Source organism: Methylobacterium aquaticum, from assembly GCF_016804325.1.
Classification (GTDB): Bacteria; Pseudomonadota; Alphaproteobacteria; order Rhizobiales; family Beijerinckiaceae; genus Methylobacterium; species Methylobacterium aquaticum_C.
This window is the reverse complement of record NZ_CP043627.1, coordinates 2,829,974-2,854,786: the sequence shown is the minus strand read 5'-3', so window position 1 is coordinate 2,854,786 and position 24,813 is coordinate 2,829,974. Positions and strand designations below refer to the sequence as shown.

Below are 24,813 nucleotides of genomic sequence, written 5' to 3'. Positions count from 1 at the left end.
CAAAGGGCGCGTCGCGCCCGTTTCCCGGCCACTCGCGGACGGCGTAGTGCGTCCGCCCGCGGGCAGTGAGGGCCGCACCACGGCCCGGGCCGGCGGGCAGATGTCCCGCCGGTCTCCCCCATTCCCGTCGGACCCGTGATGCCCGAAACCTTCGCCACCCTCCAGGATCTCGAGACCCGCTACCCGGCCGAGCTGCTGACGCTCGCGGCCGACGAGGCGACGGGCATCCGCGACGACGCGCGGATCGAGGCGGTGCTTCGGGACGTCACGGTCGAGGCGCGCGCGATCCTGCTGGCGCGCTACGGCCGCCAGGACCTCGACCGCCTCGACGACGACGCCCGCGACGTCCTGCGGGTCTACGCGATGGCGATGGCGCTCTACCGCGTCGCCTTGTCGTTCAGCCGTTCCAGCGAGCGCCTCGAGAAGGGCTACGCGGACGCTGTCAAGGCGCTCCAGGCGATCGCTGCCGGCAAGGGTGCGCTCGGCCTCATCACCGACGACGCCAACGATCCGCCGCCCCCAGGCAGCGACGGCGCCAACAACGGCGTCGTGCTGGTCGAGAGCGCCGAGCGCCTGTTCACCCGCCAGCGCATGCGGGGCTTGTGATGGACGCGATCGGCGTCTCCATCACGATCGACGCCTCCGAGTTCGGCATGGCAGCCGACCGGCTGCGGCAGTTCGTGTCGTTCGACCCCGCCCCGCTGATGGAGGAGATCGCGGCGCTGGGCGAGAGCCAGACCCGCCGGCGGATCTCCGAGGAAAAGACGGCCCCCGACGGCACGCCGTGGGAGCCGAACCGGAACGGCACGCCGATCCTGACCGAGACCGGCCAGCACCTCCTGGCATCCGTCGCCTTCTACGCATCGTCGGAAGAGGCGGTCTGGGGCGCCGCGTGGGAGTTCGCTCACATCCACCAGGAGGGCGCGGTGATCGCGGCGAAGAACGCGCCGTACCTCGTGTTCTTCTCCGGCGGCGCCTGGCACAGCGCCAAGAGCGTCACGATCCCAGCCCGCCCCTTCGTCGGCCTGTCCGATGACAACCGGGCCGAGATCGAGGACCTGGTGAGCGATCACTTCGGGAGGCTGCGGTGACGGTCGCGCCGGCCACCCTCTCGCAGATGATCGCCGCGACCCGGCTCGACGAGCTGCGCGGCAACGTCATCACGACCCTTCAAGGCCTGTTAAAGGGCGTCAATGTCGTGGCCCACCCGGGCAAGCTCGACATGGAGGATTTCCTCAAGAAGACGATCGTCCAGGCGCCGGGCGTGGCGGTCGGCGTCAGCGGCCTGCGCCGGGCGCGCGAGATGGACGGGGCCTACGGGATCCCGGTCGCCCTCTCGGCCTTCATCATCACCGAGGACTTCGCCGACCGGTCGAGCACCCCACCGCGCGCGATCCCACGCGACGTCGTGGCGATGGCGATCGGCGCGCGTCTCCTCCTCATCCTCTCGGATGCCGACACGGCGAGCTGGGGGATGACCGGGGCCATGCCGCCCGCGGCCGATCCGGAGCCGGAGCTGCGGCCCGTCTTCACGATGAAGGCGGCCGAGAACCGCACCAACCTCTACGCCGTCACCTGGACCCAGGTACTCGTGCGAGAGGGCGTGCCCACCTTCGGCGGCCCGACGCCCCCGGTCGCGGGCGTCCCCGACGGCATGGAGTTCGAGTGGCCGGAGGACGGCGAGTTGCCGACCGAGCTGCTCGCCGCGTTCGGCAGCCAGGGGGAGCGGCCGTGAGGGACCTGGTCGCCCACGAGCTGCGGCGTCAGCACCGCAAGCGCACCCAGCTCGAGCGACGCCTCGCGCTGGTCGACGTTACCGGCAAGGTGAAGGCCGGCTCCCAGGACATGGAGAAGCGCACCCTGCGCCTCGTGCTCGGCAAAAGCGCGGACGGCAAGGAGATCCTGTCGGCCCCAGTACGCTGGGATCAGCAGGGGGCCGGCACCTTCAAGATGCACGCCGTGCCCAAGGACGGGGAGCAGATGACGCTCCACAGCCCGTCGGGCACGATCGGCCCGACGAGCCTCGCCCGCTGGGGTACCTACGACAAGGACACCGAGCCGCCCTCGAAGAAGAAGGACGAGGCGGTGCTGGAATTCGGCGGCAAGGGCCGGATCGCGTTCGGCAAGGACGATCTCGTCATCAGCCTAGGCGACGCCAAGGTGAAGATCACGAAGGACAAGATCGCGATAGGCGTCGGCGACGGCTTCGAGATCACCGCCGAGGAACTGAAGATGCTCGTCCGGCTGAGGGGCAAGGGCGGATCGCGCCCGGCCCACTACAAGGGCGGCAAGGACAGTGACGGCGATGTGGCCGTCGATGGCAACGACGACGTGCTGATCTGAGGAGGAGCGAGCGATGGACGTGAGGAAGTACACCGTGACGGATCTGGCCGGGCCCTACGTGGCCGGCCGTCAGGCGAGCCCCGGCGACGAAATTGAGCTGACCGAGCCCCAGGCACGGGCCGAGCTGCTCTCCGGCGCGATCGCCGAGAAGGGCAAGGAGGCGAAGGCCGAGGCCGCGCTCGCCGGCTCGCGCAAGCTGCCCGACACGCAGGCCCGCGCCCGCGGCGCCGACAGCGCCAAGTCCGAGGCCAAGTCCGAGACCAAGGCTGAGGCCAAGGCTGAGACCGGGACCGAGCCGTCGCCCGACCCCGCCGCGTCCGCGGCCGGCTGACCTGAGGACCCGAAATGCTCGCGCTGCGCTACAGGCAGGGGATCGACGCCCGCACCGGGCGACCGCTCGCCGGCGCGGCGCATCTCGCCCAGTCGATCGAGATGATCTGGGCGACCCGGCTCGGCGAGTTGGTGATGCTGCTGGAGTTCGGGGCGAACCTGCGCTCGCACCTTGCCGAGGACGTGACCGGCGCGCTGGCGCTCGAGATCTACGACGATCTCACCGGCGCGGTGGAGCGCTGGGAACCCGAGTATCGCCTGCGTGAGATGCAGCTCGTCTCGCTCACCCGTGACGGCGGGCTCGGGCTGCGCCACTCCGGCCTGTACTACCCGGAGGGCCGGCTCGGAAACTACGCGGTGAGCGTGCCCTTCGGCGCTACCTCGGGTCTGTCGCGATACGAGGCGGTCGCCCGCCGCGCCACGGCGAGGGACGCATGAGCCGCTTCCTCGACAAGGATCTGGCGCTGCTGCCGCCGCTCCCGCTCGATGCGACGACGTTCGAGGAGGTCCGCCAGGCTCGCGGGGCCGAAATCGCGGACCGGCTCATCGAGGAGGGGTTCGAGTTCAACGTCCAGAACCTCGAGACCGACCCGATGGTGCGCGCGAACGCCCGGGCCGGCGGCATGCGCGAGATGCTCCTGCGGGCGCGCTTCAACGACGCGCTCAAGGCCTCGCACCTCGCGACCAGCTACGGTGCCTTCCTCGATCACCTCGGGGCCGATCAGACCCCGGCCGTCTGGCGCAAGCCCCTCGTCGAGAGCCCGCGCGACTTCGCGCTCTTCCCGGAGGATTGGGAAGGAGACGAGCCGTTCCGGCGGCGCATCCAGCTTGCGCCCGAGACGCTGAGCGCGGCTGGGCCGGCCGGGGCCTATCTCGGCTTTGCCGAGGCCGTTCCGGGCGTGCGGGTCGCCGCGTGCTGGGCACCGATGTCGTTCGGCGGCACGCGCGCCCAGCCCTTCACGCCGCTCGGCGAAGAGCACGTCGTCATCGTCTCCACGGCCGATGATGGCGTAGCCTCGCCCGCCCTGTGCGCGGCCGTCGAGGCCGCGCTGCGACCGGACGACCGCCGCCCGGTCGGGGATTTCGTGCTCGTCTTCCCGGCCGAGATCGTTCCCTACCGGATCGAGGTCGTGCTCTACCTGCCGGAGGGCGCGGACTGGGGCGGGGTGAAGGTGCTGGCCGAGCGTCAGCTCGCGCTCCAGGCCGAGCGCCAGCTCCGCCCCTCCGCCGCGCAGCTGCGCGAGATGATCTACGCCGCAGCCGCCGTGCGGGACGCGAGGGGCACGGCCATCCCCGAGCGCATCGACGTCGTCGCGCCGGCCGGCGACATCAACCCCGGGCCGATCGCGCCCGGCGCGACGACGGCCGCCTACCGCGCGCCGCTCTGCACCGAGATCGTCGTGCGCGTGGAGCCGGCCGATGAGTAGGCGGCCCGAGCGCGACGCGCTCCTGCCCGATCGCGCCCTCCCGCTCGAGCGGGCGATCTCGAAGACGGAAGGCCGCCTCGAGGACATCGACGCGGACCGCATCCGCCGCAGCCGCTCGATCGACGATGCCGACGCCGCCGAGCTGGCCCACCTTGCCGCCTGGCACTCGGTGGACGTCTACGACCCGGCCTGGCCGATCGCGATCCGGCGCGAAGTCGTGCGGGCCGCGCCCCTCGTTCACGCCTACAAGGGCACGCCCTTCGCCATCAAGGCCGCGCTCGCGGCCCTGCGGGTCGAGGCGCGGCTGACCGAGTGGTGGCAGACCGAGCCGAAGGGGACCCCCTACACCTTCGAGGTGGAGGCGATCGCGCGCTCCCGGCTCTACCCGGACGGCCCGTTCCTGGGGCCGCGGACCATCCGCGTCGTCTACGATACCGTGATGCGGTCGAAGGCCGACACCCGGGCGTTCGACCTGCGTGTGGGCGTCGGGATGGAGGTCGATCTGGGCCTCGCGCCCGTCTCGACCGCGCAGACGCGCCTCACGGGTATCGCCGCGAGCCGGCTGCCCGTGCCGCCGGCCCGCAGCGTCCTCGGCCTCGCGCCGGCCGTCGTCGCCGGTCCGCGCCTGGCCTGCCCCGCCGTCGCCCGCCTTCCCGTCCCCGGCGCCCGCGCCGCCCTCGGCCTCGCGCCGGCGGCGACCGCGATGGTGCGGATCTCCCTCGCCGCCGTCACGGAGCTGCGCCCATGAGCATCGATCCGCTCGCGATCGTCCCGACCGTCACCAACGTCGGCCTCGCCGCCTGCTTCCGGGCCCAGGGCGACGGTCTCTACGCCGAGCTGAGCCACGTCGGGATCGGTCGCGGCCTGCCCGACGGCGGCGGCTGGAAGGGCTACGTGCCGTCGCGCACCCAGACCGCACTCGTGCGGGAGGATGTGCGGGTGCCGATCCTGTCGGGCACGGTGCTCGACGGCGAGGGCTTTCGCATCCTGGCGGAGTTTCCTGCGACCACGGACGGCAGCGAGACGCCGGTGCGCGAGCTCGCCTTCTACCTCAAGACCGGGCAGCCGCTGGCGATCTGGTCGGAGGTCGCGCCCTGGCCGTTCGCGGCGCGCAACCCTCGGGTCGGCATCCACCTCGCCATGGACCTCTACCTCGCGCAGGTGCCGCTCTCGGCGCTGACGCTGGTGGTCGAGCAGCCGGACATCCCCGACATGACCGCGGCGAACGCCATGCAGCTCGCCGCCTCGACCACGCTGTTCATCGCGCAGCTCAAGGACGAGTGGCGCTTCCCCCTCACCCCCCGCCAAGGCCGCGCAGCATGACCACCGCCACCGAAGCCCTCACCATCGCCGCCGGTCGTCTCGACGCGGCGGCGACCGCCATGCTGGCGATCCGTGACCAGGTCGCGGCGCAGCTCGCCCAGCAGACCGGCGCGACGCAGACGATCGTGAACAACTTCCTCGCCCGGCCCCTGAACTACGCGTTCTACATCGACCCGGCGACCGGCGCAGACACCAACGACGGCCTAAGCCTCGACACGCCGTTCAAGGGGCTCGACTACGCCGTGACGCAGATCCCGCGCGACGGCGTGACCACGATGCTGCTCCTCGGCGACGTCACGCTGTCTCGCTACACCACGCTCTACGCCCCGCTGGTGGTGTTCGGCATCCAGCGCGGGAACGGCGCCCTCGGTGCCCCCTACAGTGCCTATGCGCGCACGCTGACCTTTGCGTCGGAGGCCAGCAACTCGCCGGTGGCCGGCTTCGGCCGCGTCGTGGCCGGGTTCAATTGTGCCTCGAGCTACGTGCGCTACCAGTTCGTCCGGGCCGTGATGGGTGACCCGATAGCCGGCATCGATGTCAAGGCGCACCACAACCTCATCGGCACAAGCCTGCAGATGAGCGTGTGCACGCTCGATGCCCCGAAGAATACCTCCCTCTGCTCCTTCGCCGACATTGCGGACGGCAGCCAAGCACAATTCCTGTTCGCCTCAGGCAGCCTGGGTCCGAACGCGCCGGGGCGGCTCGTGCGCGGCAAGGCTGCGGGTGCGTCGGGCGCCGGCGATTACCGGCTCGTGACCAACCTCGCCACGCTCTGATCCCCGCCGCGCGGCCGACGCCGCAGGAGACGTCCATGATCCTGACCTTCAGCAAGAACGGCCACTCCCACATCGACGTCGATGTGGGGAAGCCGGAGATCCTCGCCGCCCTCGGCCTTGTCGAGGCCGACTGGCTCCCGGCGGCCCGCGAGGTGCTGTGCCTCCGGGTCGACGCCGACGCGGCGGCCCGGCGGGCGGCCGTGGCGACCGGAGATGCCGGGCAGATGGCGGAGTACCAGGAGGCCCGCACCGAAGCGCTGGCCCTGCTCGCCGTCGAGCGCAGCAAGAAGGCCATCGATCCCGCGGCCTACCCGATGCTCGCGGCCTCGCTCGGAACGGACATCGATCCCTTGACGGGCGAGCCGGCGACCGATCTCCTCGGCGTGGCCCGGTCGGTGTCGGCGGCGGCCGACGCCTACCAGGCCTACGGTGCCGCGGTGCGCAAGGCGCGACTGAGCGGCAAGGCTGCGATCCGCGCCGCCGGGTCGGCGCAGGCCGCGCAAGCGGCCTACGATGGGATCACCTGGCCGGGGATCCCCGCGGCCTGATCCTCGATCCGGTGCGGCGAACCCCTTCGCCGTACCCCCAATCCCGATATTCCGTAGCCTCTCTCCCGGCCCGACCAGGCCCGTGAGAGAGGCAAACCATGTCCGCCACCACGCCCTTCGTCGGCACCCGCGTCTTCTCGAACCTGCGCGATACGATCGCGGCGATCGACACCCGCGATAGCACCGCCATCGGCCTGTGCCTGCCGCTGCCGAACATCTCGGCGGCCGACAACGGCAAGATCCCGATGGACGAGCCGTTCCGCATCTCGATGGACGATGCGGCGACCATCGCGATGCTGGGGCCGGGGCTCGCCCAGGACACGATCAACCAGATCGCCTCCGAGGGCATCATCGCCGACATCGCGTTCAGCCGGGTCGCCGCAAAGACGGACCTCGAGCAGCAGATCGCCGCGATCGTCGGCTCGGCCAGCCAGAAGACGGGCATGTTCGCCCTGCTTGAGGCGAAGGACCAGCTCAAGCTCGAACCCGGCGCGCTGCTCGCGCCCGGCCACACCTCGCAGCGCATCGGAGGCGCGAAGAACCCCGTCGCCATGGCGATGGACACTGTCGCCACGCAGATCATCGACTGCATCGCCTACGTCGATGCGCCCTCGACCTCGCGCGAGGCCGCCGCCGCCTACGCCGCTGACTTCGCGACCTCGCTCAACGTGGTGGCGATGTACCCGGCGGCGCGGGTCTACCTCGAGGGCCAGGATGTCGTGCGTCCGCTCTCGCCCCACGTGGCCGCCGCGACGGTGCGGCGCGACAAGGAGGTGGGCAACCCGTTCAAGTCGGCCTGGAACCGGCCGCTGCTCGGTGTCCGCGGGCCCTCCCAGCGGGTGACCTACCGCGACGGCGACACCACGTCGGACGCGAACTACCTCTGCCAGAACGGGCTCGGCACGATCATCGAGGGCAACCTGCTCTGGGCGCCCTACACCACGGCGACCGATCCGACCGTGCGGGCCTACCGGCAGATCAAGCGCATCCGTACCCGGCGTTCGATCGAGAAGGCGATGCTGCGGGCGCTGCGCCAGTACCTCAGCGAGGACGTCGGCCCGCACCTGGTGCAGCTTCTCGCCCGCTCGCTCGCCGAGGCGTGCGAGGAGCGCAAGGCGCTCGGCGCCATCATCGACTTCCAGATCGTCTACTCGAAGTCGCTCAACCCCGGCACCTTCCTGCGCGACGGCGGCCTGCGGCTGAAGCTTCGGTTCGAGGAGACGCCCGGGCTCACCGATCTCCAGATCTACACCGAGCCGCAGCCCGAGGCGTTCGACGTGCTCTCGGCCGCGATCGCCGCGTCGCTCCAGACCCTCGGCGGGATCAACGTCGTCGCGACCGACTAGGGCCGCCCCGATCCGCAGACCCTTCAGGCTGCCCCGGCTCTGACCGGGCCATCGCAGGAGTATTCCCGTGACCGATCGTGTCATCATGGGCGCCAACTGGTACGTCGACCGCCTCAACTGCCGGCTCGGCCTCGTCCAGTGCCGCATGCCGCGGCTGACCAAGGCGAAGGACGCCTTCGTGGCGGGCGGCGGTTTCTTCCGGCTCGCCATCCCCTACGAGATCGAGGAGCTGGAGGCGCAGTTCTCGATGCGCGGCTCGCACGAGCAGGTCCGCAAGCTCTTCGGCTACGAGCCTGGCGAGTACACGACGTTCTACTACTACGAGCGCCTGCGCGACATCATGGCGGGCCGGAACGTCGGACGCGTCGTGATGCTCAAGGGCCTCGTCAACGAGGTCGAGCAGAGCCAGGTGCGCGGCAAGAAGGGTGAAGACGTGCAGTACACGATCGGGTCGATCGTGCTCTACCACGACATTCACGACGGCCAGACGGTGCACAAGTTCGACTTCCGCAACAACCAGCTGGTGATGGACGGGGTGGATTACTCCCTGGAGCACAACCAGCTCGTGGCGGCGTGAGGCGGGGATGGCCGACCAGACCCAGACCCTCGCCGAAGGGCTCGCCGCGATGGCGAGCGCCGGAGCGCCGGCCCGCGATCCGCTCGCGGTGCCGCTCACCGATATCCCGCTGCCGCCGCCCGAGCTGGCCGGGCAGCTCGACAACTCCGCTGTCGGACCGGGGGAGGCTGCGACCCGTCCGGTCGAGGTCGCCACCCTCGACTTCGTCGGCGACGAGCCACCGGTGGTGTCCTTCCCGCTGAAGTATCCCTTCCGGTGGCAGGGCGTCCGCATCGACGAGATCGGGGTGCGCCAGCTCCGGACCGGCGAGCTGGGCGACGTGTTCGCCCGCGTCGCCCGGGAGAACCGGACGGTCGAGCTCTATGACTTCTACGCCGCGATGACCGGCCTGCCGGCCAAGGTGCTGCGCGCCCTGCCGGCGATCGACGGCGAGCCGATCATCGACAAGGCCTGGGATTTTTTGCCCCCGTCGGTCCGTCCGGCGAGCGGCTAGAGGCCGTTCCCGCCCGCTGGCTCTCCTACGCCATGCGGGCGGCCCAGGGCTCCCACACTCCCCTCGACACGGTGATGCGCTGGCCTTGGCACAAGACCCTGGCGGTCCGTGCCGAGGCCCAGGAGATCCACGAGGAAACCTGGGGGCTGCTCCTCAACGTCTGGTACCGGCGCCGCGATGACTGAGCCCCTCGACGTCTCCCTGCGCGTTCGCATGCGCTACGAGGCCGCCGGTACCGCCCGGCAGGTCACGGGGGACCTCGACCAGGTCCGGACCAAGGCGCAAGCCCTCGGCGCGATCTCAGCCGGCGACCGGCTCGGCCGCGATTTGCGCGGCCTGGCGAGCCAGGCGCAAGGAGCCCAGCGCGAGCTGGCAAGCCTCAACGCCCTGGCGGCGAGGCTTGGCGTGGAGAGCGGTGCAGGACGGCTTGAAGCCGGCTTGAAGCGCCTCGAAGCTCCGGCGGCCGAGGCCACGCGGCGGATCGAAGCAACGCATCAGTCAGCGGTGAAGCTCGGCGCCGGGAACCCGACAGGGCGCCTCGCTTCCGGCCTCGACGCGGTGGGCGGTGCCGGCGAGCGGGCTGGGCGCGGGATCGAAGGCGCAGCCCGCGCCGCTGCTCGGCTCGACACTGCCGAGGCCGGCGGGCGCTTGGCGGCTGGTCTTGGCGCGGCCGAGGCGGCGGCGCAGCGGACCACTCGCGCGGTCGAGGCGGCCGCGCAGGCGGCGACGAAGTTCGGCGCGTCATCAGGTTCGCGCGAGCTAACGCGCGAGTTGGGTGCGACCACCCGCGCGGCCGACACGGCTCGCCGGGAGATGGCCGAGCTGACGCTGACCGTCGATCGGCTCGGCCAGGGCCGCAGCGTGCGGGTCCTGGAGCGGGATCTGTCCGAAGCCGCCCGAGCGGCAGATGGCCTCCAGCGACGGATGCAAGGCCTGCATCTACGCCAGGGAACAGCCTCTGCTGGCGGAGTGTTCAGGCCCGAACGGCTCGCATTCGTAAACGAGGCGCTGATGGCGTCAGGCTTCGGCGGCGCCGCCCGCTTGGGGATGGGAGGCGTGGCAGCCGGCGGGCTTGCGGCCGGCGGCGCGATCGCCGCGACGGCGATGGCTACGGCGCGAGCCACCCGCGAGGCCGTCACCTTCGAAACCGCAATGACGGAGGTCCGCAAGGCCACCTCCGGCACGGCCGAGGAGATGGCCGAGATCGAGCGCCGGATCCTGACCCTGAGCCGGCAGTCTGGTGTTGCCAAGACGGAGATCGCGGGGCTGGTGGCACAGGCCGGCTACTTCAACATCCCACGCGAGGATCTTCCGGACTTCGCCGACCTCGCGACCAAGGCCGCCGTCGCATTCCGGATGCCGGCACCGGAGGCGGGCGAGAAGCTGGGGCAGCTCAGCAACGCCTACAACTTCAACCCGGGCAGCAGACGCCTCGCCGCCGACGCCATCAACACGATCGGCGACACGGCAGGCACGAGCGAACGAAACGTCATCAACTTTGCCAGCCGGATCAGCGGCGTGGCTCAGATGTACAACCTACCTTTCGCCAAGGGCGCCGCCTTCGGCGGTGGCGTGATGGGTATGGGCGTCGAGCCGGAGGTCGCGGCCACCGGCTTCACCGCACTGCTGAGTAAGCTAGGAACGGCCGATCAAAACAAGGACAAGGAATTCCAGAGGGGTCTGCGGCGCATCGGCTTGAGTGGCCGTCGCGTCAAGAAAGCGGTCGATGCTGATCCCGAGCAGGCTTTGACGGATGTTCTCGATCGCATCAACAAGCTGCCGAAGGAGAAGAAGGCGGGAGCAGTCGCCGACATCGCGGGTGTGGAGCACGGCCCGGCGATCGCGCGCATGGCCGAGAGCCTACCCAAGATCGTGGCTGCCCTGGAACGGGTGCGCGACGCGTCCCGCTACAGCGGCAGCCTGGAACGCACTTTCAAGATCTTCAGCTCGGATACTCAGGCCGCGCTCAACCGGGCTGGAGCCGGCTTCGACGCTCTCACGGCCAAGATCGGACCCCGCCCAGCGCCGCCGCCGAGCACGCCGGTGCCGGTGCCGCCTGCTGCCGCCCGTCCGCTTGCGTCGAGTGCGCCTGTTGCCCCCGCGGTCCGCGCCCCGGACCGTGTGCCGGAGGAGCCCGCAGCTGCGCCGCCGGCAGTACCCCGCCCGGCGCCGCCGCCGAGCACGCCGGTGCCGGTGCCGCCTGCTGCCGCCCGTCCGCTCACTCCGATCGTTTCGCTACGCGATCGTGAACGGGTCGGCGACGGCTCGTCCGAGCCCCGTACGCAACCCCAGTTTGAGCGGCATTCGGACTTGGCCGATGGGGCACGCATCAGCCTTGCGAGCTACCACGACACGGTGGAGCGCAGCCTCACACGCACCGAGCGCTTCGTGCGCGACGCTGGCCGGCGAATGCGCGAGGACTTGGCGATCGGGGCGAAGGTCGACCTCGCCGCATTGCGCCTCGACCCCAGCCAGCAGATCCGGATCGAGCGGGCAGCCTATGGTGGGGCGCCCATCGGCGGTCGATCTGGCGCCGGGCTGGCTGGCTCGGTCTTTGGGGGCGGCTCCAGCGTCGGGGGCACGGGCTCCGGCGGCGCGGGCGGTGGTTCGCGTTCCGGCGCGGCCATGCCACGCATCGCACCCGGTCGGTTCGGGATCGACATGCCGGGAACTCGCCCAGGGGGCAGCGATGACGCGGAGCCCGGCGCTCCGCGGCCCGGTAGGGGTCAGCGGGCAAGCTTGCCAGCCCGGCCGGAGCGCTACGGCGGAGCGGCTGGCGCAGACGGGCGCGCGCCTGGCGCCACACCGGGTGCGCCGGGTGGGAGCACGGCAGGATCGCTGACCGAGCTGATCGACCAGGAGGCGACCCGGGCAGGTATCGACCCTCGCATCATGCACGGGATCCGGGCTGGCGAGAGCGGTAAGCGCAAGAATGGCAACAACCCTCGCGCCGCTTACGACCACAATCCAGGCACGGCAGCCGTCCCGGAGGACAGCTGGGGACCATTCCAGCTGAACCGCAGGCGGGGCCTGGGGCAGGAGTTCGAGCGCGAGACAGGTCTAGATCTGAGCGATCACCGCACGATCGCGGCTCAGGCGCGCTGGGTCGCCGGCCACATCGCGAAGCGCCAGCGCCGGAACCCGAACTACAACCCGGGCGGGAGTGGATGGGGTTCCGCGGCCTGCGCCAGTCCGATCCGAACTGGGGCGATGCGGGCTACGTGCCAGAGCGGAATGCCGCGCAGAGAGCGGCGCCGTCGGAGGCTGGCGAGAACGGGCAGGTTGATCCCCTCGGCGGTGCGGCCCGGCGGTACTCCAGCGGGTTCGGGATGCGCAATCACCCGGTCCACGGCGGCCAGCGCATGCACTACGGCCAGGACATGGCCGCGCCAGCCGGCACCCCCGTCAACTCCATGCAGGCCGGGCGCGTCAGTCGGATCGACCGCAGCGGCGACGTCACGGTCACGCACGCGGACGGCTCGACCAAGACGTACCGGCACATCGCTCCCGGCGGCATCCGGGAAGGTCAGAACGTCGAGGCCGGCGGGCCGCTCGGTAGGCTGCGGGCGCACGATCCGCGCTCGACCGGGCCACATCTCCACTTGGAGGCGACCGACCCGCAGGGCCGGCGCTACGACCCGCGGCCTGAGGTCGAGGCGGCACAGCGCCGGAATGCCGGGCCAGTGGAGGCACGGTCCGGGCGCGACGGCTCACGGCGCCCGACCGCGGAGGGGGGTGGCGACGGGCTGCGTCAGATCAAGCCGTGGACCCCGCAGGAGGTGCGGCCGGCGCGGCCGACCCCGGACACGCCGGTCGAGCGTCCGCAGCTCGAGCAGGCGGCTGAGCGCACGCGGGATCGCGCGGTCACCCGGCCGGACGACCTGCCGCAGGAGCGCCGGCTTCCCCGGCCGGACGATCCCAAGACGCTCGCCCCGCGCTTCGTCGAGCCCCGGCTCCTCGAAGCTCGAGCGCGGCCGGCGGGCGAAGAGGGCGGCGGAGGGCGCTCCGGTGGTGCGCCCAGAGGCGGCGGCCCGGCACTGGTCCAGCACTTCCACGGCGGGTTCGACGCGGCCGAGGCGGCGCGCCGCTCCGTGCTCGAGCGCAACCGGGAGGTTCGCCGCAGCTACGCCAACGCCCTCGGCGATGTGGGACGGCCCGGATGACCTATCGTATCCCATACCTGAAGGTCGTCGGATCCGGCGGCGAGGACATGCTGACCACCTGGGGCAGCAAGCTCATCGGGGTGAAGATCACCGATCGTCGCGACGGGGTCTCCGACGAGGCAATCTTCATGTTCACGCGCAAGCGTCCGTACATGGCGATCCCCGGCGAGGGCGCGCCCTACACGGTGCATGTGGGTTGGTCGGCACGAGCCGCTGCCATCACGGGGTTCTACACCTTCCAGCGTGCTCATATCTTCGGCGAGCCGCGCAAGGGTCAGCAGCTGCATCTGATCTGCCGGGGTGCGGACTTCATCGACCAGATGAAGCGCGTCGACAGCCAGCACTTCGACAAGGAGAATGGCAACAGCACCCTCGGCGAGGTGTTCGCGAACCTGTTCAAAGGCAACGGGCAGGTCCAGGTCCATCCCGACATCGCGAAGCGGGCGGTCCCGGGCGGATACCTGCTGCGCTGGAACCAGAGCGTCATCGACTTCGCGACCCAGCTCGCCGAGGAGAACGGCGGCGTGGTCAAGCCGCTCGACGGCCGTATCCTGATCCTCAAGCGCGGCTCGGGCGAGAGTGCGAGTGGTCAGGCGCTGCCCACGATCCAGATGCCCTTCGACGAGAATTACTCGTTCGACTTCGAGCTGGAGCCGCGGTTCGAGTACCAGAAGGTCTCGGCGAGCTACCTCGATACCGACAAGGGCACGCTCGAGCGCGAGGAAAAGAGCGGCGGCAGCGGCAAGGCGGGCGATGCGCTGCCGCATCCGGCGCAGTCGAAGGATGCCGCCAAGGCCCTGGCCGAAGCAGCGGCGCAGGAGTGGGGACAGTTCACCGGCCAGGGGCTGTTCACCAAGGCGGGCGACCCAGGCGCGGTGGCAGGGGCGCCCGTCCAGTGCACCGGGTTCGGCACGCCAATCGACGAGACGAAGTGGGAGGCCACGGTCGTCACTCACGACATCGTGCCGAACGTTGGCTGGACCACCTCCGTCGAGACGGAGACGATGGCATGAAGACCCTGTGCGCGATCGGCCGGGCGCAGCTCGTCGTCGTCGGCCTCAACCCGCAGCGGATCGGCACCGAGAGCGAGGCGCGCGTTCCCGGCACGCCGACCTGGGTCGATATGGACTACCAGGCGACCGGTCTGGGCGAGGCGCGGACCCGGCTCGAGGCCGTGACGTTCCCGCACGTGATCGGGGGGCTCGATGCCGTCGAGTGGCTCCAGCGCCATCACGAGAGCGAGGAGGCGGTGAACTATTACCGCCTGCGCGGCAACTACCTCGGCCGCATGCAGGGCCTCGTGCGCATCCGGCACCTCTACATCGACGAAACGCACCTCCACCCCTTCGATGGCGTCGGCCGCCGCGTCGGCGTCGAGATGGACCTGGTCTACGTGGGAGGCCGGCGGTGATGGTCTACGAGGTCCAGACCGATCGGGAGCGCATCGATCGGATTGCAGGCCGGCTCTACGGCACGGCCACCGGCGGCACGGTCGAGGCGCTGCTCGCTGCCAACCCAGGGCTCGCCGCGGAAGGGGCCTATCTCGTGCGCGGTCGCAAGATCCGCGTCCCTGCGAAGCCTGCCACCACGCCGGATCCGGCGCTGACCCGTCCCTGGGAGTAGTCATGGCCGACGCGCTGCAAACCTACATCGTGACGGCGCTCGCGGGCGATCGCGTCGCCGGCATCCTTCACGCCGGTGTCGGCTCGACGGTCGAACTCACGCCCTTCGCGGCTGCCTACGAGCTGATCCAGGGCAACTTGGTCCCTGACGGCACGGCCCTCCCGACGCCGCAGGTGCCTGCGCTCGTCAGCGCGACCGATCTCGTCAGCGCCTTGCGCGGCGGCGGGGCCTACGATTTCCAGGTCGCGGAACTCACGCAGTACCTGCTCGCCGTGATGGTCGCCCCGATCGTGGAGGCGGCGCGCCAGCAGATCCTCGGGACCGTCGCGGCAGGCACCGTCGGCGAACGCCTGGCGAGCCTGGATTACGGCCTCGGCGCGGCCGAGGAGACCTTGCGTGGCTTGGCGCAGGCCGTCGTGCGCCTGCGGACGCAGGACATTCCCGATCTCTCGGCCGATCTCACCGGTCTCGGCGACCGATTGGACCAGGTCGAGGCCAGTACGCTCGCCGCTGCCGCTCCGAGTTACGCGACCCAGGCGGCGGCGCTGGCCGCGCTGACCACCGCCCGTTGGGGGGTCGCCCGGATCGAGGGCCGCTTGTCGCTGTGGGCCAACGACGGCGGCGCGCTCGTCGACCTGCTCCAGCCTGGATCCTACTGAGGCCCGCCCATGCTTCGCTCCCGCACCTCTCTCGTTCTGGCTGCCCTGGTTGCTCCCGGTCCGGCCTGGGCTTTGGATGCGATCCAGTCCACGACTGTGTCGGGCCGCAACCCGCCGAGCGCGTTTTGCGCTGGAGCGTCGGCCGGCGGACTGTCGATCAACCGGGCTGACCGCACCATCACGCTGTGCAATCCCGATGGATCCCAGAATGTCACCACGCTCCTCAAGGCGCTGCCTTCCGGTCGGCGCGCGGTTGAGCAAGGTTACGGCGACGACCTGCTCGTGCGTGCGCGGGGCGGTTCCTCAACGCGGACGCTGGACGCGATCCTGCGCGATCAGCCTCTCTACCTGACCGCCTACGACGTGGTGTCGGGACAGCTCGCCGACGACGCGCTTCAGAGGGCGCTTGTCGACTGCGGTGCGACCGGGCGGCCCGTGCGTATCCCCGCCGGCGATTGGCGCTTCGTCAAGACGTCGGACTTTCCGACCGGCGCGGGCGCGAGGTGCCCCGGCATCGAGGGCGAGGGCGCGGCGACCGTCTTGTCGATCCTCGATTACAACGGGCCCATCATCCGCGCGACGATCCAAGCCGGCGCCCCGCAGAATAACAAGATTATTCGGGGCCTCAGCACGCAAGGCCAATGGTCGAGCGCGTCGCCCGTCTACGATCAGTCGGCCTTGATCGAGATCATAGGCGCGTCGGCCGGCTGGTCTTACGGGCTCTTTCAGGACCTCGGCGGGTTTGCGATCAAGAATATCATTCGGATCGGAACGGACGCCGCGGTTGCGTCAAACGACGGGCTGGAAAGCCATTCCGGCTGGAACAGCTTCACCGGACTTTACGGCGGCGTCGGGTCTCAGGGCATCCGGCCGACCGACCTCGTGCTTCACACCAAGGGGTCGAGCACCGGCAACACTTTCGCCGACCTGCGCGGCGGTGGATCGCGGTCGTTCTGGCGCTGTGAAGGTGTCGGCTACGTGTGCGGCGACATCGTCATGTCGGGTTATCAGTCGGGCGAGGGGCGCATTCTCTCGATCGGCCCGAACACGAACTATAATCGCAACATCAGCCTCGACGGCCAGGTCGACGCGGGCTCGATCGAGTTAATGCAATGGGACGGCGGCGCGACACCGCCGTCGCGTCTCAAGGTCAAGGGCTCGATCGGCGGCTCTGCCCCATGGGCGGGCCTGCCCCCGATCAAGCATAGCGAGGTCCAGGACCTCGGCGGGTCGAGCTGGACGGCCGGCGGGAAGGTTGTCGGCTACACCGGCGCCGGCTCGCACACGGTCGAGCTGTGGAAGGTCACACTCGCCCCGAGCACGATGGCGCGGTTCGAGGTCTCCCTGACCGGCCTGATCGGCGGGGTCGACGGCGGCGGCACCATCGCGACGATGGACGCCGCGTGCGCCTACAACGCCGTCGGACAGGTTGTCACGTCGTCCCCGGCAATCAAGATCTCTCCAAACAATTCTTCCGTCCCTGCGGGCTGGCCCGCCTTTTCGACAGTCGTCGCCGCAGTATCTGGGCGCTGCCAAGTCACCGTGTCGGCGACGTGGACTGACGGCAACACAGACACGACGCTCGATACAAACATCAACGCTCGCCATGGCGCCTTCAAAGTGGTCCGCGGCGCTAACGTCCCGCTCTGATCGATACTCGGAAAGGTTCAGTCATGGGCGTAGTTATACCCTTCGTCGTTGGCCCCAACGGCGAAATTCGTCCGCTCGGCCTTGGGGATCGGCTCCTCAGTGACATCTCGCTCGGTTACCTGGCCTCGCGGTTTGGCACCGGTCTCGACGGGCCGCTCGCGGCGTCTTCCGGCACGACCGTGATGTCCCGCGACATGCACTTCAGCGACGTGACCCTCACCGGGACAGCGAAGATTGAGACCCGCGGTTTCCGCCTCTTTACCTCGAACGCCCTCGACCTTCAGAACGCGGGGCCGGATGCGATTTCGTTCGGGCAGGTCTCTCCGGCCAATGCCGCGGCCACTGGCGCGACGCCATCAACCGGGATCGTGGGCGCGTCGGCGTATTACACCGCCCTTGCCGGCACCAACGGCGCCGCGGGGACAACGGGCATTGGTGCGCAGGCCGTTCGTGCGAGCCACAACGCCGTTGGTCAGCGTTACGGCGGCAACAGTGGCGCGGGCGGGTCCGGCGTCGCGGGGGCGGGCGGTGCGGCGCAAACCGCCACCATCTTCAACCCGAACTATACCCCCTACGACCTTCACCAGGCCGTCCTTCCGCTTGGCGTAGGCGCACCCGGCTCCGGCGGCGGTTCGGGGGCGGGCGATGGCACAAACATCGGCGGCGGCGGCGGCCCTGGCGCCTACAGTGCGGGCGGTGTCTGGATTGCGGCTCGCATACTGGCCCGCGGCCCCAACACTGCGGCCGGCGCTATTTCTTGCCGTGGACCACGGGGCGGAGACGGCTACTCGCCGACTGTGGGCAACTGCGGTGGCGGCGGTGGCGGCGGTGGCGGCGGTGGCGGCATCATCTGGCTGCTAACGGGCGAGCTGCGCGGTTCAGTCGCCGCAAATATCTTCGACGTAACTGCGGGGGGCGGTGGCGACGGCGGACTCGGAAGCGGCACTGGAAGCCCTGGCAGCGGGGCGACGACGGGCGGCCCGGGAAACGTGTTCGCACAGGACATTGCCACTGGTAGCCGCGTCCTATTCATCAACCAGATGGTTGCGACGACCGGGTCAATAGGTCGTCTGGGGGCTGTAGCGCCTTTGTACCGCACGGGGCTGTAAGATGCGTTTTGCTGTGATTGATCGCACGACGTTTCGCTTTGTTCGCGCATTTGAGGCGACCGTCATCGACTGGAATGATAGCGACGGCATTCTTGTCGCGGGCGCTCCCGACGAAGTCGGCCCGAAATGGCGTTACGTTGACGGCGAGTGGGTCGAGGATGGCGCCGCTTCAGTGGCCGCGATGCCGGACATCTCCGACCGACAGTTTGCCCGCGGGCTGTGGGGAGACGGGCTCATCGGCTACGGCGACTTCCTCGGGTTCGTCGGCCCCGGCGTGATCCCGGCCGCCATTCAGGCGGTCGTGAGCACCCTGCCGGACGACGACACCGGACGGCCGACCCCGCGCAAGGAAGCGGTCGGGTTCCTCACGGGGGCGAAGTCCTACAGCTTCACGCATCCCCTCGTGGAGGCGTTCCGCGCCGCCATGGCGGCCAGCGATCCGCGCTGGACGCCCGAGTACCTGCGGGCGCGGTGGCTGTCTTGGGCGGTTCTGTAGGCGAGTCGCTAGCCTGCGCGGCGGACTGCCGCGCCGAACGGCGGGGCTTCGCGACTTGCGGGTTCCCGGCCCGCAAACTGCTGACATTCGAACCTGCGCGCCGTGCCATCTGATTTTGCGCGCTACACGACCGTGAGACCTTGCCGCCGCCGCAACCCGCAAGGCGGCCCGTCTCATCTGTTCGTCGCACGAGCCAACCCCTTGACCGGGCAACCCGCTTCGCTTGGAATGCCTCTTGCTTAGGCAGGGTCCATGCTTGGGCAGACGGGCGGCGGCCGCGGGGCCGCAACCGGAACGGGAGACGCACACCGCATGAAGAAAATCGTCGCCGCCCTGGCCTTCGGGCTCGGCGCCACCCTGCTGGCGGGCGCCGCCCAGGCGCAAGGCACGCTGAACAGCATCAAGCAGAAGGGCTACATTTCCTGCGGCTCCAACCCGGGCCTGGCCGGCTTCGGCGTGCCGGATGCGCAGGGGCGCTGGAGCGGGCTCGACGTCGATTTCTGCCGGGCGCTCGCCGCGGCGATCTTCAACGACGTCACCAAGGTCCGCTTCATCCCGCTCTCGGCCAAGGACCGCTTCACGGCGCTCCAGTCGGGCGAGGTCGACATCCTGTCGCGCAACACCACCTGGTCGATGTCGCGCGATACGGCGCTCGGCCTCGACTTCCCGGCCGTCAACTTCTACGACGGCCAGGGCTTCATGGTGAAGAAGAAGCTCGGCGTCGCTTCCGCCAAGCAGCTCGACGGCGCCTCGGTCTGCACCCAGCAGGGTACCACCACCGAGCTGAACCTGGCCGACTACTTCCGGGCCAACAAGATGAAGTACGAGGTGGTGGCCTTCGCCAGCGCCGACGAGACCTTCAAGGCCTACGATTCCGGCCGCTGCGACGCCTTCACCACCGATGCCTCGGGCCTCTACGCCGAGCGCCTGCGCGCCGCGGCGCCCGACGACAACATCGTGCTGCCGGAGATCATCTCGAAGGAGCCGCTCGCGCCGGCGGTCCGCCAGGGCGACGCCCAGTGGTTCGACATCGTCCGCTGGACCCATTACGCGATGATCAATGCCGAGGAGGCCGGCATCACGCAAGGCAACGTCGACCAGATGGCGAAGACCTCCGACAATCCGGACGTCAAGCGCATCCTCGGCACCGAGGGCAAGTACGGCACTGATCTTGGCCTCACCAACGACTGGGCCTACCGGATCATCAAGCTCGTCGGCAATTACGGCGAGGTGTTCGAGCGCAACGTCGGCCAGGGTTCGCCGCTGAAGATCCAGCGCGGCCTCAACGCCCTGTGGTCGAAGGGCGGCCTGCAATACGGCCCGCCGATCCGCTGACACCCTGACCTACGGCGCCCGGGATCTCCGGGCGCCGTCCCTCCCGATAAGACGCGAGCACAACGCCCTTGCCGACGCAGCTTCCGGCCGATGCGCCGTCCGGTCCGCCCCGGGTCTCGCCCCTCTACGATCCGCGCTTTCGCGCGGCGGCCTACCAGATCCTGCTGCTGCTCGCGGTGGGGGGAGTGGCCTGGATCGCGATCGGCAACGCCGCCGAGAACCTGCGCAACGCCCGCGTCGCCTCGGGCTTCGGCTTCCTCAACAACACCGCCGGGTTCGACGTCAACCAGACGGTGATCCCGTTCGCCGCCGCCACCTCGACCTACGGCACCGCCTTCCTGGTCGGGCTCACCAACACCCTGATGGTGGCGGTGATCGGCATCGTGCTGGCGACGATCCTCGGCTTCGCGGTCGGCGTGGCGCGGCTGTCGCCGAACTGGATCGTGCGGACGCTCGCCACCGTCTATGTCGAGGTCCTGCGCAACATCCCGCTCCTGCTGCAATTGCTGTTCTGGTACGTCGCGGTGCTGGCGAGCCTGCCGGGGGCGCGCGATTCCTACGCGCTCGGCACCTCGGTCTTCCTCAACCAGCGCGGCCTGTACCTGCCCAAGCCCCTGCTCGCGGCCGATGCCTGGGCGCTGCCCATCGCGCTCGCGATCGGGATCGTCGGCACCCTGGTGTTCCGGGCCCGGGCGAAGCGGGAGCAGGCGCGGACCGGCCGGCGCCTGCCGGTGCTGGCGGTCGGTCTCGCCCTCATCATCGGCCTGCCGCTCCTGACCTACGGGGTGCTGGCGCTTCTCGGCGTCGCCCCGGTGGCGCTCGACTATCCGGTCAAGGGCACCTTCAACCTGCGCGGCGGGATGCAGCTCTATCCCGAATTCGTCGCGCTCGTCCTCGGGCTCACGGTCTACACCGCCGCCTTCATCGCCGAGGTGGTGCGGGCCGGCATCCAGGCGGTCAACAAGGGCCAGACCGAGGCGGCCCGCGCCTTGGGCCTGCAACCCGGCCCGACCATGCGGCTGGTGGTGATCCCGCAGGCGATGCGGGTGATCGTGCCGCCGCTGACCAGCCAGTACCTGAATCTCACCAAGAACTCGTCGCTGGCGGTGGCCATCGGCTATCCCGATCTCGTCCAGGTCTTCATGGGCACGGTGCTGAACCAGACCGGGCAGGCGGTGGAGGTCGTGGCGATCACCATGGCGGTCTACCTGACGATCAGCCTCGTCACGGCCTTCGTGATGAACCTCTACAACCGGCGCGTCGCGCTGATCGAGCGGTGAGCCCCCGATGAGCGCCGGATCCCCGACCCTCACCTTCGTCCGCCGCGAGGCGATTCCTCCTTCCGCCCCGCCCGTCCTGGTCGCCGGGCCGATCGCCTGGCTGCGCCGGAACCTGTTCTCCAGCCCGGCCAACGCCGTGATGACGCTGGCGGCGCTCGCCGTCATCGCCCTGGTGGTGCCGCCGCTCCTGCGCTTCCTGGTGATCGACGCGGTCTGGACCGGACAGAACCGCGACGCCTGCCGGGCGGAGGTCATCGGCCGCCCGGTCGGCGCCTGCTGGGCCTTCGTGGCGAACAAGATCAACTACTTCATCTACGGCTCCTACCCGATCGAGGAGCGCTGGCGGCCGAACGTGTTCTTCGCCCTGATGGCGTTCGGGGTCGCCTGGATGCTGTGGCTCGACGCGCCGAAGCGCGCACTCGGTGCGCTCTACTTCTTCGTGATCTTTCCGATCGTCTCCTACGGGCTGCTCGCCGGGGTGCCGAGCCTGGGGCTGCCCGCCGTGCCGACCGCGCTCTGGGGCGGCATGCTGGTGACGCTCATCGTGTCGCTCGTCGGCATCGTCGCCTCGCTGCCCCTCGGCATCCTGCTGGCCCTCGGGCGGCGCTCGCGGCTGCCGATCGTGCGGCTGTTCTGCGTCATCTTCATCGAGTTCTGGCGCGGCGTGCCGCTCATCACCGTGCTGTTCATGGCCAACGTGATGCTGCCGCTGTTCCTGCCCGGCGACGTGACGGTGGACCGGCTGGTGCGGCCGCTGGTCGGGATCGCGCTGTTCTCCGCCGCCTACATGGCCGAGACGGTGCGCGGCGGCCTCCAGGCGATCCCCCGCGGCCAGACCGAGGGGGCGATGTCGCTGGGCCTGAGCCCCTGGCACCGGATGCGCCTGATCATCCTGCCCCAGGCCCTGCGCATCGTGATCCCGGGCATCGTCAACAGCTTCATCGCGCTGTTCAAGGATACCAGCCTCGTCTCGATCGTCGGCATCTTCGACTTCATCCGCACGATCGAATCGGCCCGGGTCGATCCGGCCTGGGCGGCGCCGACGGTGGTGATGACCGGCTACGCCTTCGCGGCGCTGTTCTATTTCGTCTTCTGCTTCGGCATGTCGCGCTACGCCCGCTTCATGGAGCGGCGGCTCGCGGCCGGCCAGACACGGTGAGCTTCCCGATGGCTTCCTCCCCCGTCCAAAACCTTCCCGAGACCGATCCGGATCTCTCGCCCCGCAACACCTCGGCGACGCGGCTGGCCAGTGCGCCGACCGCCGTGTCGCTGGAGCGGGTCAACAAGTGGTACGGCGCCTTCCACGTCCTGCGCGACATCGACCTCAGCGTGCGCAAGGGCGAGCGGATCGTGATCTGCGGCCCCTCGGGCTCCGGCAAGTCGACGATGATCCGCTGCATCAACCGCCTGGAGGAGCACCAGTCCGGCCGCATCGTGGTCGACGGGATCGAGCTGACCAACGACCTCAAGAAAATCGACGAGATCCGCCGCGAGGTCGGCATGGTGTTCCAGCACTTCAACCTGTTCCCGCACCTGACCGTGCTGGAGAACTGCACGCTCGCGCCGATCTGGGTGAAGAAGATGCCGAAGGCCGAGGCCGAGGCGGTCGCGATGAAGTACCTGACCCGGGTGAAGATCCCGAACCAGGCGCACAAGTATCCGGGCCAGCTCTCCGGCGGCCAGCAGCAGCGGGTGGCGATCGCCCGTTCGCTGTGCATGGCGCCCAAGATCATGCTGTTCGACGAGCCGACCTCGGCGCTGGACCCCGAGATGGTCAAGGAGGTGCTCGACACGATGGTGGGCCTGGCCGACGAGGGCATGACCATGCTCTGCGTCACCCACGAGATGGGCTTCGCCCGCCAGGTCGCCGACCGGGTGATCTTCATGGACGAGGGCCAGATCGTCGAATCGAACACCCCCGAGGCGTTCTTCCGCGCGCCCGAGCACGAGCGGACCCGGCTGTTCCTGAGCCAGATCCTGCATTGAGGGCGGGGCGAAGAAGCGATCGCAGGCCCGCCTTTCCACCCCCTCCACGTCATCCTGGGGCTCGGCGCAGCCGAGAACCCGGGATCCATCACCGCTGACGGTTCCGGACAGGGCGGTCAGCGTCCCGCCCCATCCTGACACGTCGGCGTTTATGGATCCCGGGTTCCGCTGCGCGGCCCCGGGATGACGTGAGGATATCGAAATCGTCGCCGATCGTTCCCGGCCGGGCGAAGGCGTCCCTACCGCCCCGTCGCGACCGGCAGGTCCTCCCGCCCGCCCCATTCCGTCCACGAGCCGTCGTAGAGCGAGCGCGGCGGCCGGCCCAGGGTCTCGAGGGCGATCCCGACGATCGCCGCGGTGACACCGGAGCCGCAGGTGGTGACGACCGGCCTGTCGAGGTCGATGCCGGCCTGCGCCACCGCCTCGCGCAACCGCGCCTCGTCCTTCAGCCGGCCGTTCTCCTGGAGCGCGGCGTAATGCAGGTTGAGCGCGCCGGGCATGTGGCCGGGGCGCACGCCGGGGCGCGGCTCGGCCTCCTCGCCGGCAAAGCGCGCGGGCGAGCGGGCATCGACCACCTGGGCCTGGCCGGCGAGCGCCCGCTGCACGTCGCCGACATTCGCCACCGCCGAGTGATCGAGGCGGGCGGTGAAGTGGCGCCGGTCGCGGGGCTTGGCCTCGCCCTCCTCGACCGGATACCCGCCGGCGATCCAGGCCGGGAAGCCGCCGTCCAGGATCGCGACGTCGCGGGCGCCGAACGCCTTCAGGGTCCAGCGCACCCGCGGGGCCGAGAACAGGCCCATCCCGTCATAGACCACCACCGTCATGCCGTCGCCGATGCCCATCTGGCGCATCCGCGAGGCGAAGACCTCGGGCCGCGGCAGCATGTGGGGCAGGGGATTCGCCTCGTCGCTCACCGCGTCGATGTCGAAGCGCAGGGCACCGGGGATGTGGCCGGCACGGAACTCGGCCTCGGGATCCCGGCCCATCGCCGGCAGGTACCAGGACCCGTCGACCACGACGATGTCGGGCGCCGCGAGCCGCTCTGCGAGCCAGTCCGCCGTCACGAAGGGGCCGATCGACATGCCTGTCCGTCTCCGAGTAGGGGGCACGATGGCCCGTCGCGGGCATTGTGCCCGATTTCCGGGCGCCGCCGCCACCCGTCCGGCGGCGATTCTCATCGGGGCGCCCCCGAGCCTGGGATGCCGTTCCGCCGAGCGCGTCGTCTCGCGTCCACGTCTCCGCCGGACCATGCCCGCAAGCGGCGGACGGCTTTTAGCAAATGCTGTCGAGCGGGCGGCACGGCCTGCCTAGAACGAGGGCGTCCTGATCTTTGATCCGATGCTTGGGAA

Annotated in this window: 29 protein-coding genes and 1 pseudogene; 28 read left to right on the top strand and 2 right to left on the bottom strand. The window is 70.0% G+C overall.

The features are described 5' to 3' along the window. The first annotated feature begins 138 nt into the window (after positions 1-138). From F1D61_RS12985 to F1D61_RS12915, 15 genes are all read left to right on the top strand, one after another. Positions 139-606: a phage protein Gp36 family protein gene (locus tag F1D61_RS12985; RefSeq protein WP_203158369.1), complete on the top strand. Its 468-nt coding sequence runs from the start codon at positions 139-141 to the stop codon at positions 604-606. After that, positions 606-1,091: a phage virion morphogenesis protein gene (locus F1D61_RS12980; protein ID WP_203158368.1), complete on the top strand. Its 486-nt coding sequence runs from the start codon at positions 606-608 to the stop codon at positions 1,089-1,091. Before F1D61_RS12985 ends, F1D61_RS12980 begins: the two co-directional genes overlap by 1 nt. Beyond that, the gene (locus tag F1D61_RS12975; protein ID WP_203158367.1) at positions 1,088-1,735 is read left to right on the top strand and encodes a hypothetical protein; all 648 of its coding nucleotides are present in this window, start codon (positions 1,088-1,090) and stop codon (positions 1,733-1,735) included. The genes F1D61_RS12980 and F1D61_RS12975 overlap by 4 nt, the downstream gene beginning before the upstream one ends. After that, positions 1,732-2,343: a phage baseplate assembly protein V gene (locus F1D61_RS12970; RefSeq protein WP_203158366.1), complete on the top strand. Its 612-nt coding sequence runs from the start codon at positions 1,732-1,734 to the stop codon at positions 2,341-2,343. The genes F1D61_RS12975 and F1D61_RS12970 overlap by 4 nt, the downstream gene beginning before the upstream one ends. Positions 2,344-2,356: 13 nt before the next feature. After that, positions 2,357-2,674: a hypothetical protein gene (locus tag F1D61_RS12965; RefSeq protein WP_203158365.1), complete on the top strand. Its 318-nt coding sequence runs from the start codon at positions 2,357-2,359 to the stop codon at positions 2,672-2,674. Positions 2,675-2,688: 14 nt separating this feature from the next. Beyond that, the gene (locus F1D61_RS12960; RefSeq protein ID WP_203158364.1) at positions 2,689-3,111 is read left to right on the top strand and encodes a GPW/gp25 family protein; all 423 of its coding nucleotides are present in this window, start codon (positions 2,689-2,691) and stop codon (positions 3,109-3,111) included. Continuing rightward, positions 3,108-4,100 carry a baseplate J/gp47 family protein gene (locus F1D61_RS12955; protein WP_203158363.1) on the top strand — a complete coding sequence of 331 codons (993 nt, stop codon included), beginning with the start codon at positions 3,108-3,110 and terminating at the stop codon, positions 4,098-4,100. Before F1D61_RS12960 ends, F1D61_RS12955 begins: the two co-directional genes overlap by 4 nt. Beyond that, on the top strand, positions 4,093-4,848 hold the full coding sequence (locus F1D61_RS12950; RefSeq protein ID WP_203158362.1) for a phage tail protein I: 756 nt from the start codon (positions 4,093-4,095) through the stop codon (positions 4,846-4,848). Before F1D61_RS12955 ends, F1D61_RS12950 begins: the two co-directional genes overlap by 8 nt. Further along, positions 4,845-5,423 carry a phage tail protein gene (locus F1D61_RS12945; protein ID WP_203158361.1) on the top strand — a complete coding sequence of 193 codons (579 nt, stop codon included), beginning with the start codon at positions 4,845-4,847 and terminating at the stop codon, positions 5,421-5,423. The genes F1D61_RS12950 and F1D61_RS12945 overlap by 4 nt, the downstream gene beginning before the upstream one ends. After that, positions 5,420-6,199 carry a hypothetical protein gene (locus F1D61_RS12940; RefSeq protein WP_203158360.1) on the top strand — a complete coding sequence of 260 codons (780 nt, stop codon included), beginning with the start codon at positions 5,420-5,422 and terminating at the stop codon, positions 6,197-6,199. Before F1D61_RS12945 ends, F1D61_RS12940 begins: the two co-directional genes overlap by 4 nt. A 35-nt stretch (positions 6,200-6,234) precedes the next feature. Beyond that, the gene (locus F1D61_RS12935; protein ID WP_203158359.1) at positions 6,235-6,747 is read left to right on the top strand and encodes a hypothetical protein; all 513 of its coding nucleotides are present in this window, start codon (positions 6,235-6,237) and stop codon (positions 6,745-6,747) included. A 98-nt stretch (positions 6,748-6,845) separates the two neighbouring features. Further along, positions 6,846-8,093: a phage tail sheath family protein gene (locus F1D61_RS12930; RefSeq protein WP_203158358.1), complete on the top strand. Its 1,248-nt coding sequence runs from the start codon at positions 6,846-6,848 to the stop codon at positions 8,091-8,093. Between the two features lie 67 nt (positions 8,094-8,160). Continuing rightward, entirely contained in the window at positions 8,161-8,670 is a 510-nt protein-coding gene (locus F1D61_RS12925) for a phage major tail tube protein (protein WP_246775854.1), read from the top strand. Between the two features lie 7 nt (positions 8,671-8,677). Beyond that, entirely contained in the window at positions 8,678-9,163 is a 486-nt protein-coding gene (locus F1D61_RS12920) for a hypothetical protein (protein ID WP_203158357.1), read from the top strand. A 32-nt stretch (positions 9,164-9,195) separates the two neighbouring features. Further along, complete coding sequence (locus F1D61_RS12915) at positions 9,196-9,348, top strand: hypothetical protein (protein WP_203158356.1); 153 nt, start codon at positions 9,196-9,198, stop codon at positions 9,346-9,348. 115 nt (positions 9,349-9,463) lie between these two features. Here F1D61_RS12915 and F1D61_RS34160 read toward each other — a convergent pair whose 3' ends face one another. Continuing rightward, a complete protein-coding gene (locus F1D61_RS34160) occupies positions 9,464-9,658 on the bottom strand; it encodes a hypothetical protein (RefSeq protein WP_246775853.1) in 195 nt (64 codons plus the stop codon). 318 nt (positions 9,659-9,976) lie between these two features. Between F1D61_RS34160 and F1D61_RS35370 the strand changes: the two are divergent. The 13 genes and pseudogenes from F1D61_RS35370 to F1D61_RS12850 form a co-directional block, all read left to right on the top strand. Then, a pseudogene (locus tag F1D61_RS35370) lies at positions 9,977-11,119 on the top strand (phage tail tape measure protein); the annotation flags it as partial. A gap of 1,373 nt (positions 11,120-12,492) precedes the next feature. Continuing rightward, positions 12,493-13,326 carry a M23 family metallopeptidase gene (locus F1D61_RS12905; RefSeq protein ID WP_203158355.1) on the top strand — a complete coding sequence of 278 codons (834 nt, stop codon included), beginning with the start codon at positions 12,493-12,495 and terminating at the stop codon, positions 13,324-13,326. After that, the gene (locus F1D61_RS12900; RefSeq protein WP_203158354.1) at positions 13,323-14,339 is read left to right on the top strand and encodes a phage late control D family protein; all 1,017 of its coding nucleotides are present in this window, start codon (positions 13,323-13,325) and stop codon (positions 14,337-14,339) included. Before F1D61_RS12905 ends, F1D61_RS12900 begins: the two co-directional genes overlap by 4 nt. Then, positions 14,336-14,737 (top strand): hypothetical protein, encoded by a 402-nt coding sequence (locus tag F1D61_RS12895; RefSeq protein ID WP_203159049.1) that lies wholly within the window; start codon positions 14,336-14,338, stop codon positions 14,735-14,737. Before F1D61_RS12900 ends, F1D61_RS12895 begins: the two co-directional genes overlap by 4 nt. Beyond that, positions 14,737-14,949, top strand: a complete 213-nt coding sequence (locus tag F1D61_RS12890) for a tail protein X (RefSeq protein WP_203154518.1) — start codon at positions 14,737-14,739, stop codon at positions 14,947-14,949. Before F1D61_RS12895 ends, F1D61_RS12890 begins: the two co-directional genes overlap by 1 nt. Positions 14,950-14,951: 2 nt before the next feature. Next, on the top strand, positions 14,952-15,608 hold the full coding sequence (locus F1D61_RS12885) for a hypothetical protein (protein WP_203158353.1): 657 nt from the start codon (positions 14,952-14,954) through the stop codon (positions 15,606-15,608). 9 nt (positions 15,609-15,617) lie between these two features. After that, positions 15,618-17,258 (top strand): hypothetical protein, encoded by a 1,641-nt coding sequence (locus F1D61_RS12880; protein ID WP_203158352.1) that lies wholly within the window; start codon positions 15,618-15,620, stop codon positions 17,256-17,258. A gap of 23 nt (positions 17,259-17,281) precedes the next feature. After that, positions 17,282-18,367, top strand: a complete 1,086-nt coding sequence (locus F1D61_RS12875) for a hypothetical protein (RefSeq protein WP_203158351.1) — start codon at positions 17,282-17,284, stop codon at positions 18,365-18,367. A 1-nt stretch (position 18,368) separates the two neighbouring features. Next, positions 18,369-18,863 carry a hypothetical protein gene (locus F1D61_RS12870; RefSeq protein WP_203158350.1) on the top strand — a complete coding sequence of 165 codons (495 nt, stop codon included), beginning with the start codon at positions 18,369-18,371 and terminating at the stop codon, positions 18,861-18,863. A 312-nt stretch (positions 18,864-19,175) separates the two neighbouring features. Beyond that, positions 19,176-20,198, top strand: a complete 1,023-nt coding sequence (locus F1D61_RS12865) for an amino acid ABC transporter substrate-binding protein (protein WP_203158349.1) — start codon at positions 19,176-19,178, stop codon at positions 20,196-20,198. A gap of 68 nt (positions 20,199-20,266) precedes the next feature. Further along, on the top strand, positions 20,267-21,478 hold the full coding sequence (locus F1D61_RS12860) for an amino acid ABC transporter permease (RefSeq protein WP_203158348.1): 1,212 nt from the start codon (positions 20,267-20,269) through the stop codon (positions 21,476-21,478). Between the two features lie 7 nt (positions 21,479-21,485). Further along, positions 21,486-22,637, top strand: coding sequence for an amino acid ABC transporter permease (locus F1D61_RS12855; protein ID WP_203158347.1), 1,152 nt, complete (start codon positions 21,486-21,488; stop codon positions 22,635-22,637). Positions 22,638-22,645: 8 nt separating this feature from the next. Further along, positions 22,646-23,464: an amino acid ABC transporter ATP-binding protein gene (locus tag F1D61_RS12850; RefSeq protein ID WP_246775851.1), complete on the top strand. Its 819-nt coding sequence runs from the start codon at positions 22,646-22,648 to the stop codon at positions 23,462-23,464. Between the two features lie 239 nt (positions 23,465-23,703). Here the strand turns inward: F1D61_RS12850 and sseA are convergent, their stop codons facing one another. Continuing rightward, the gene (sseA, locus tag F1D61_RS12845) at positions 23,704-24,546 is read right to left on the bottom strand and encodes a 3-mercaptopyruvate sulfurtransferase (RefSeq protein WP_203158346.1); all 843 of its coding nucleotides are present in this window, start codon (positions 24,544-24,546) and stop codon (positions 23,704-23,706) included. Positions 24,547-24,813 lie beyond the last annotated feature (267 nt).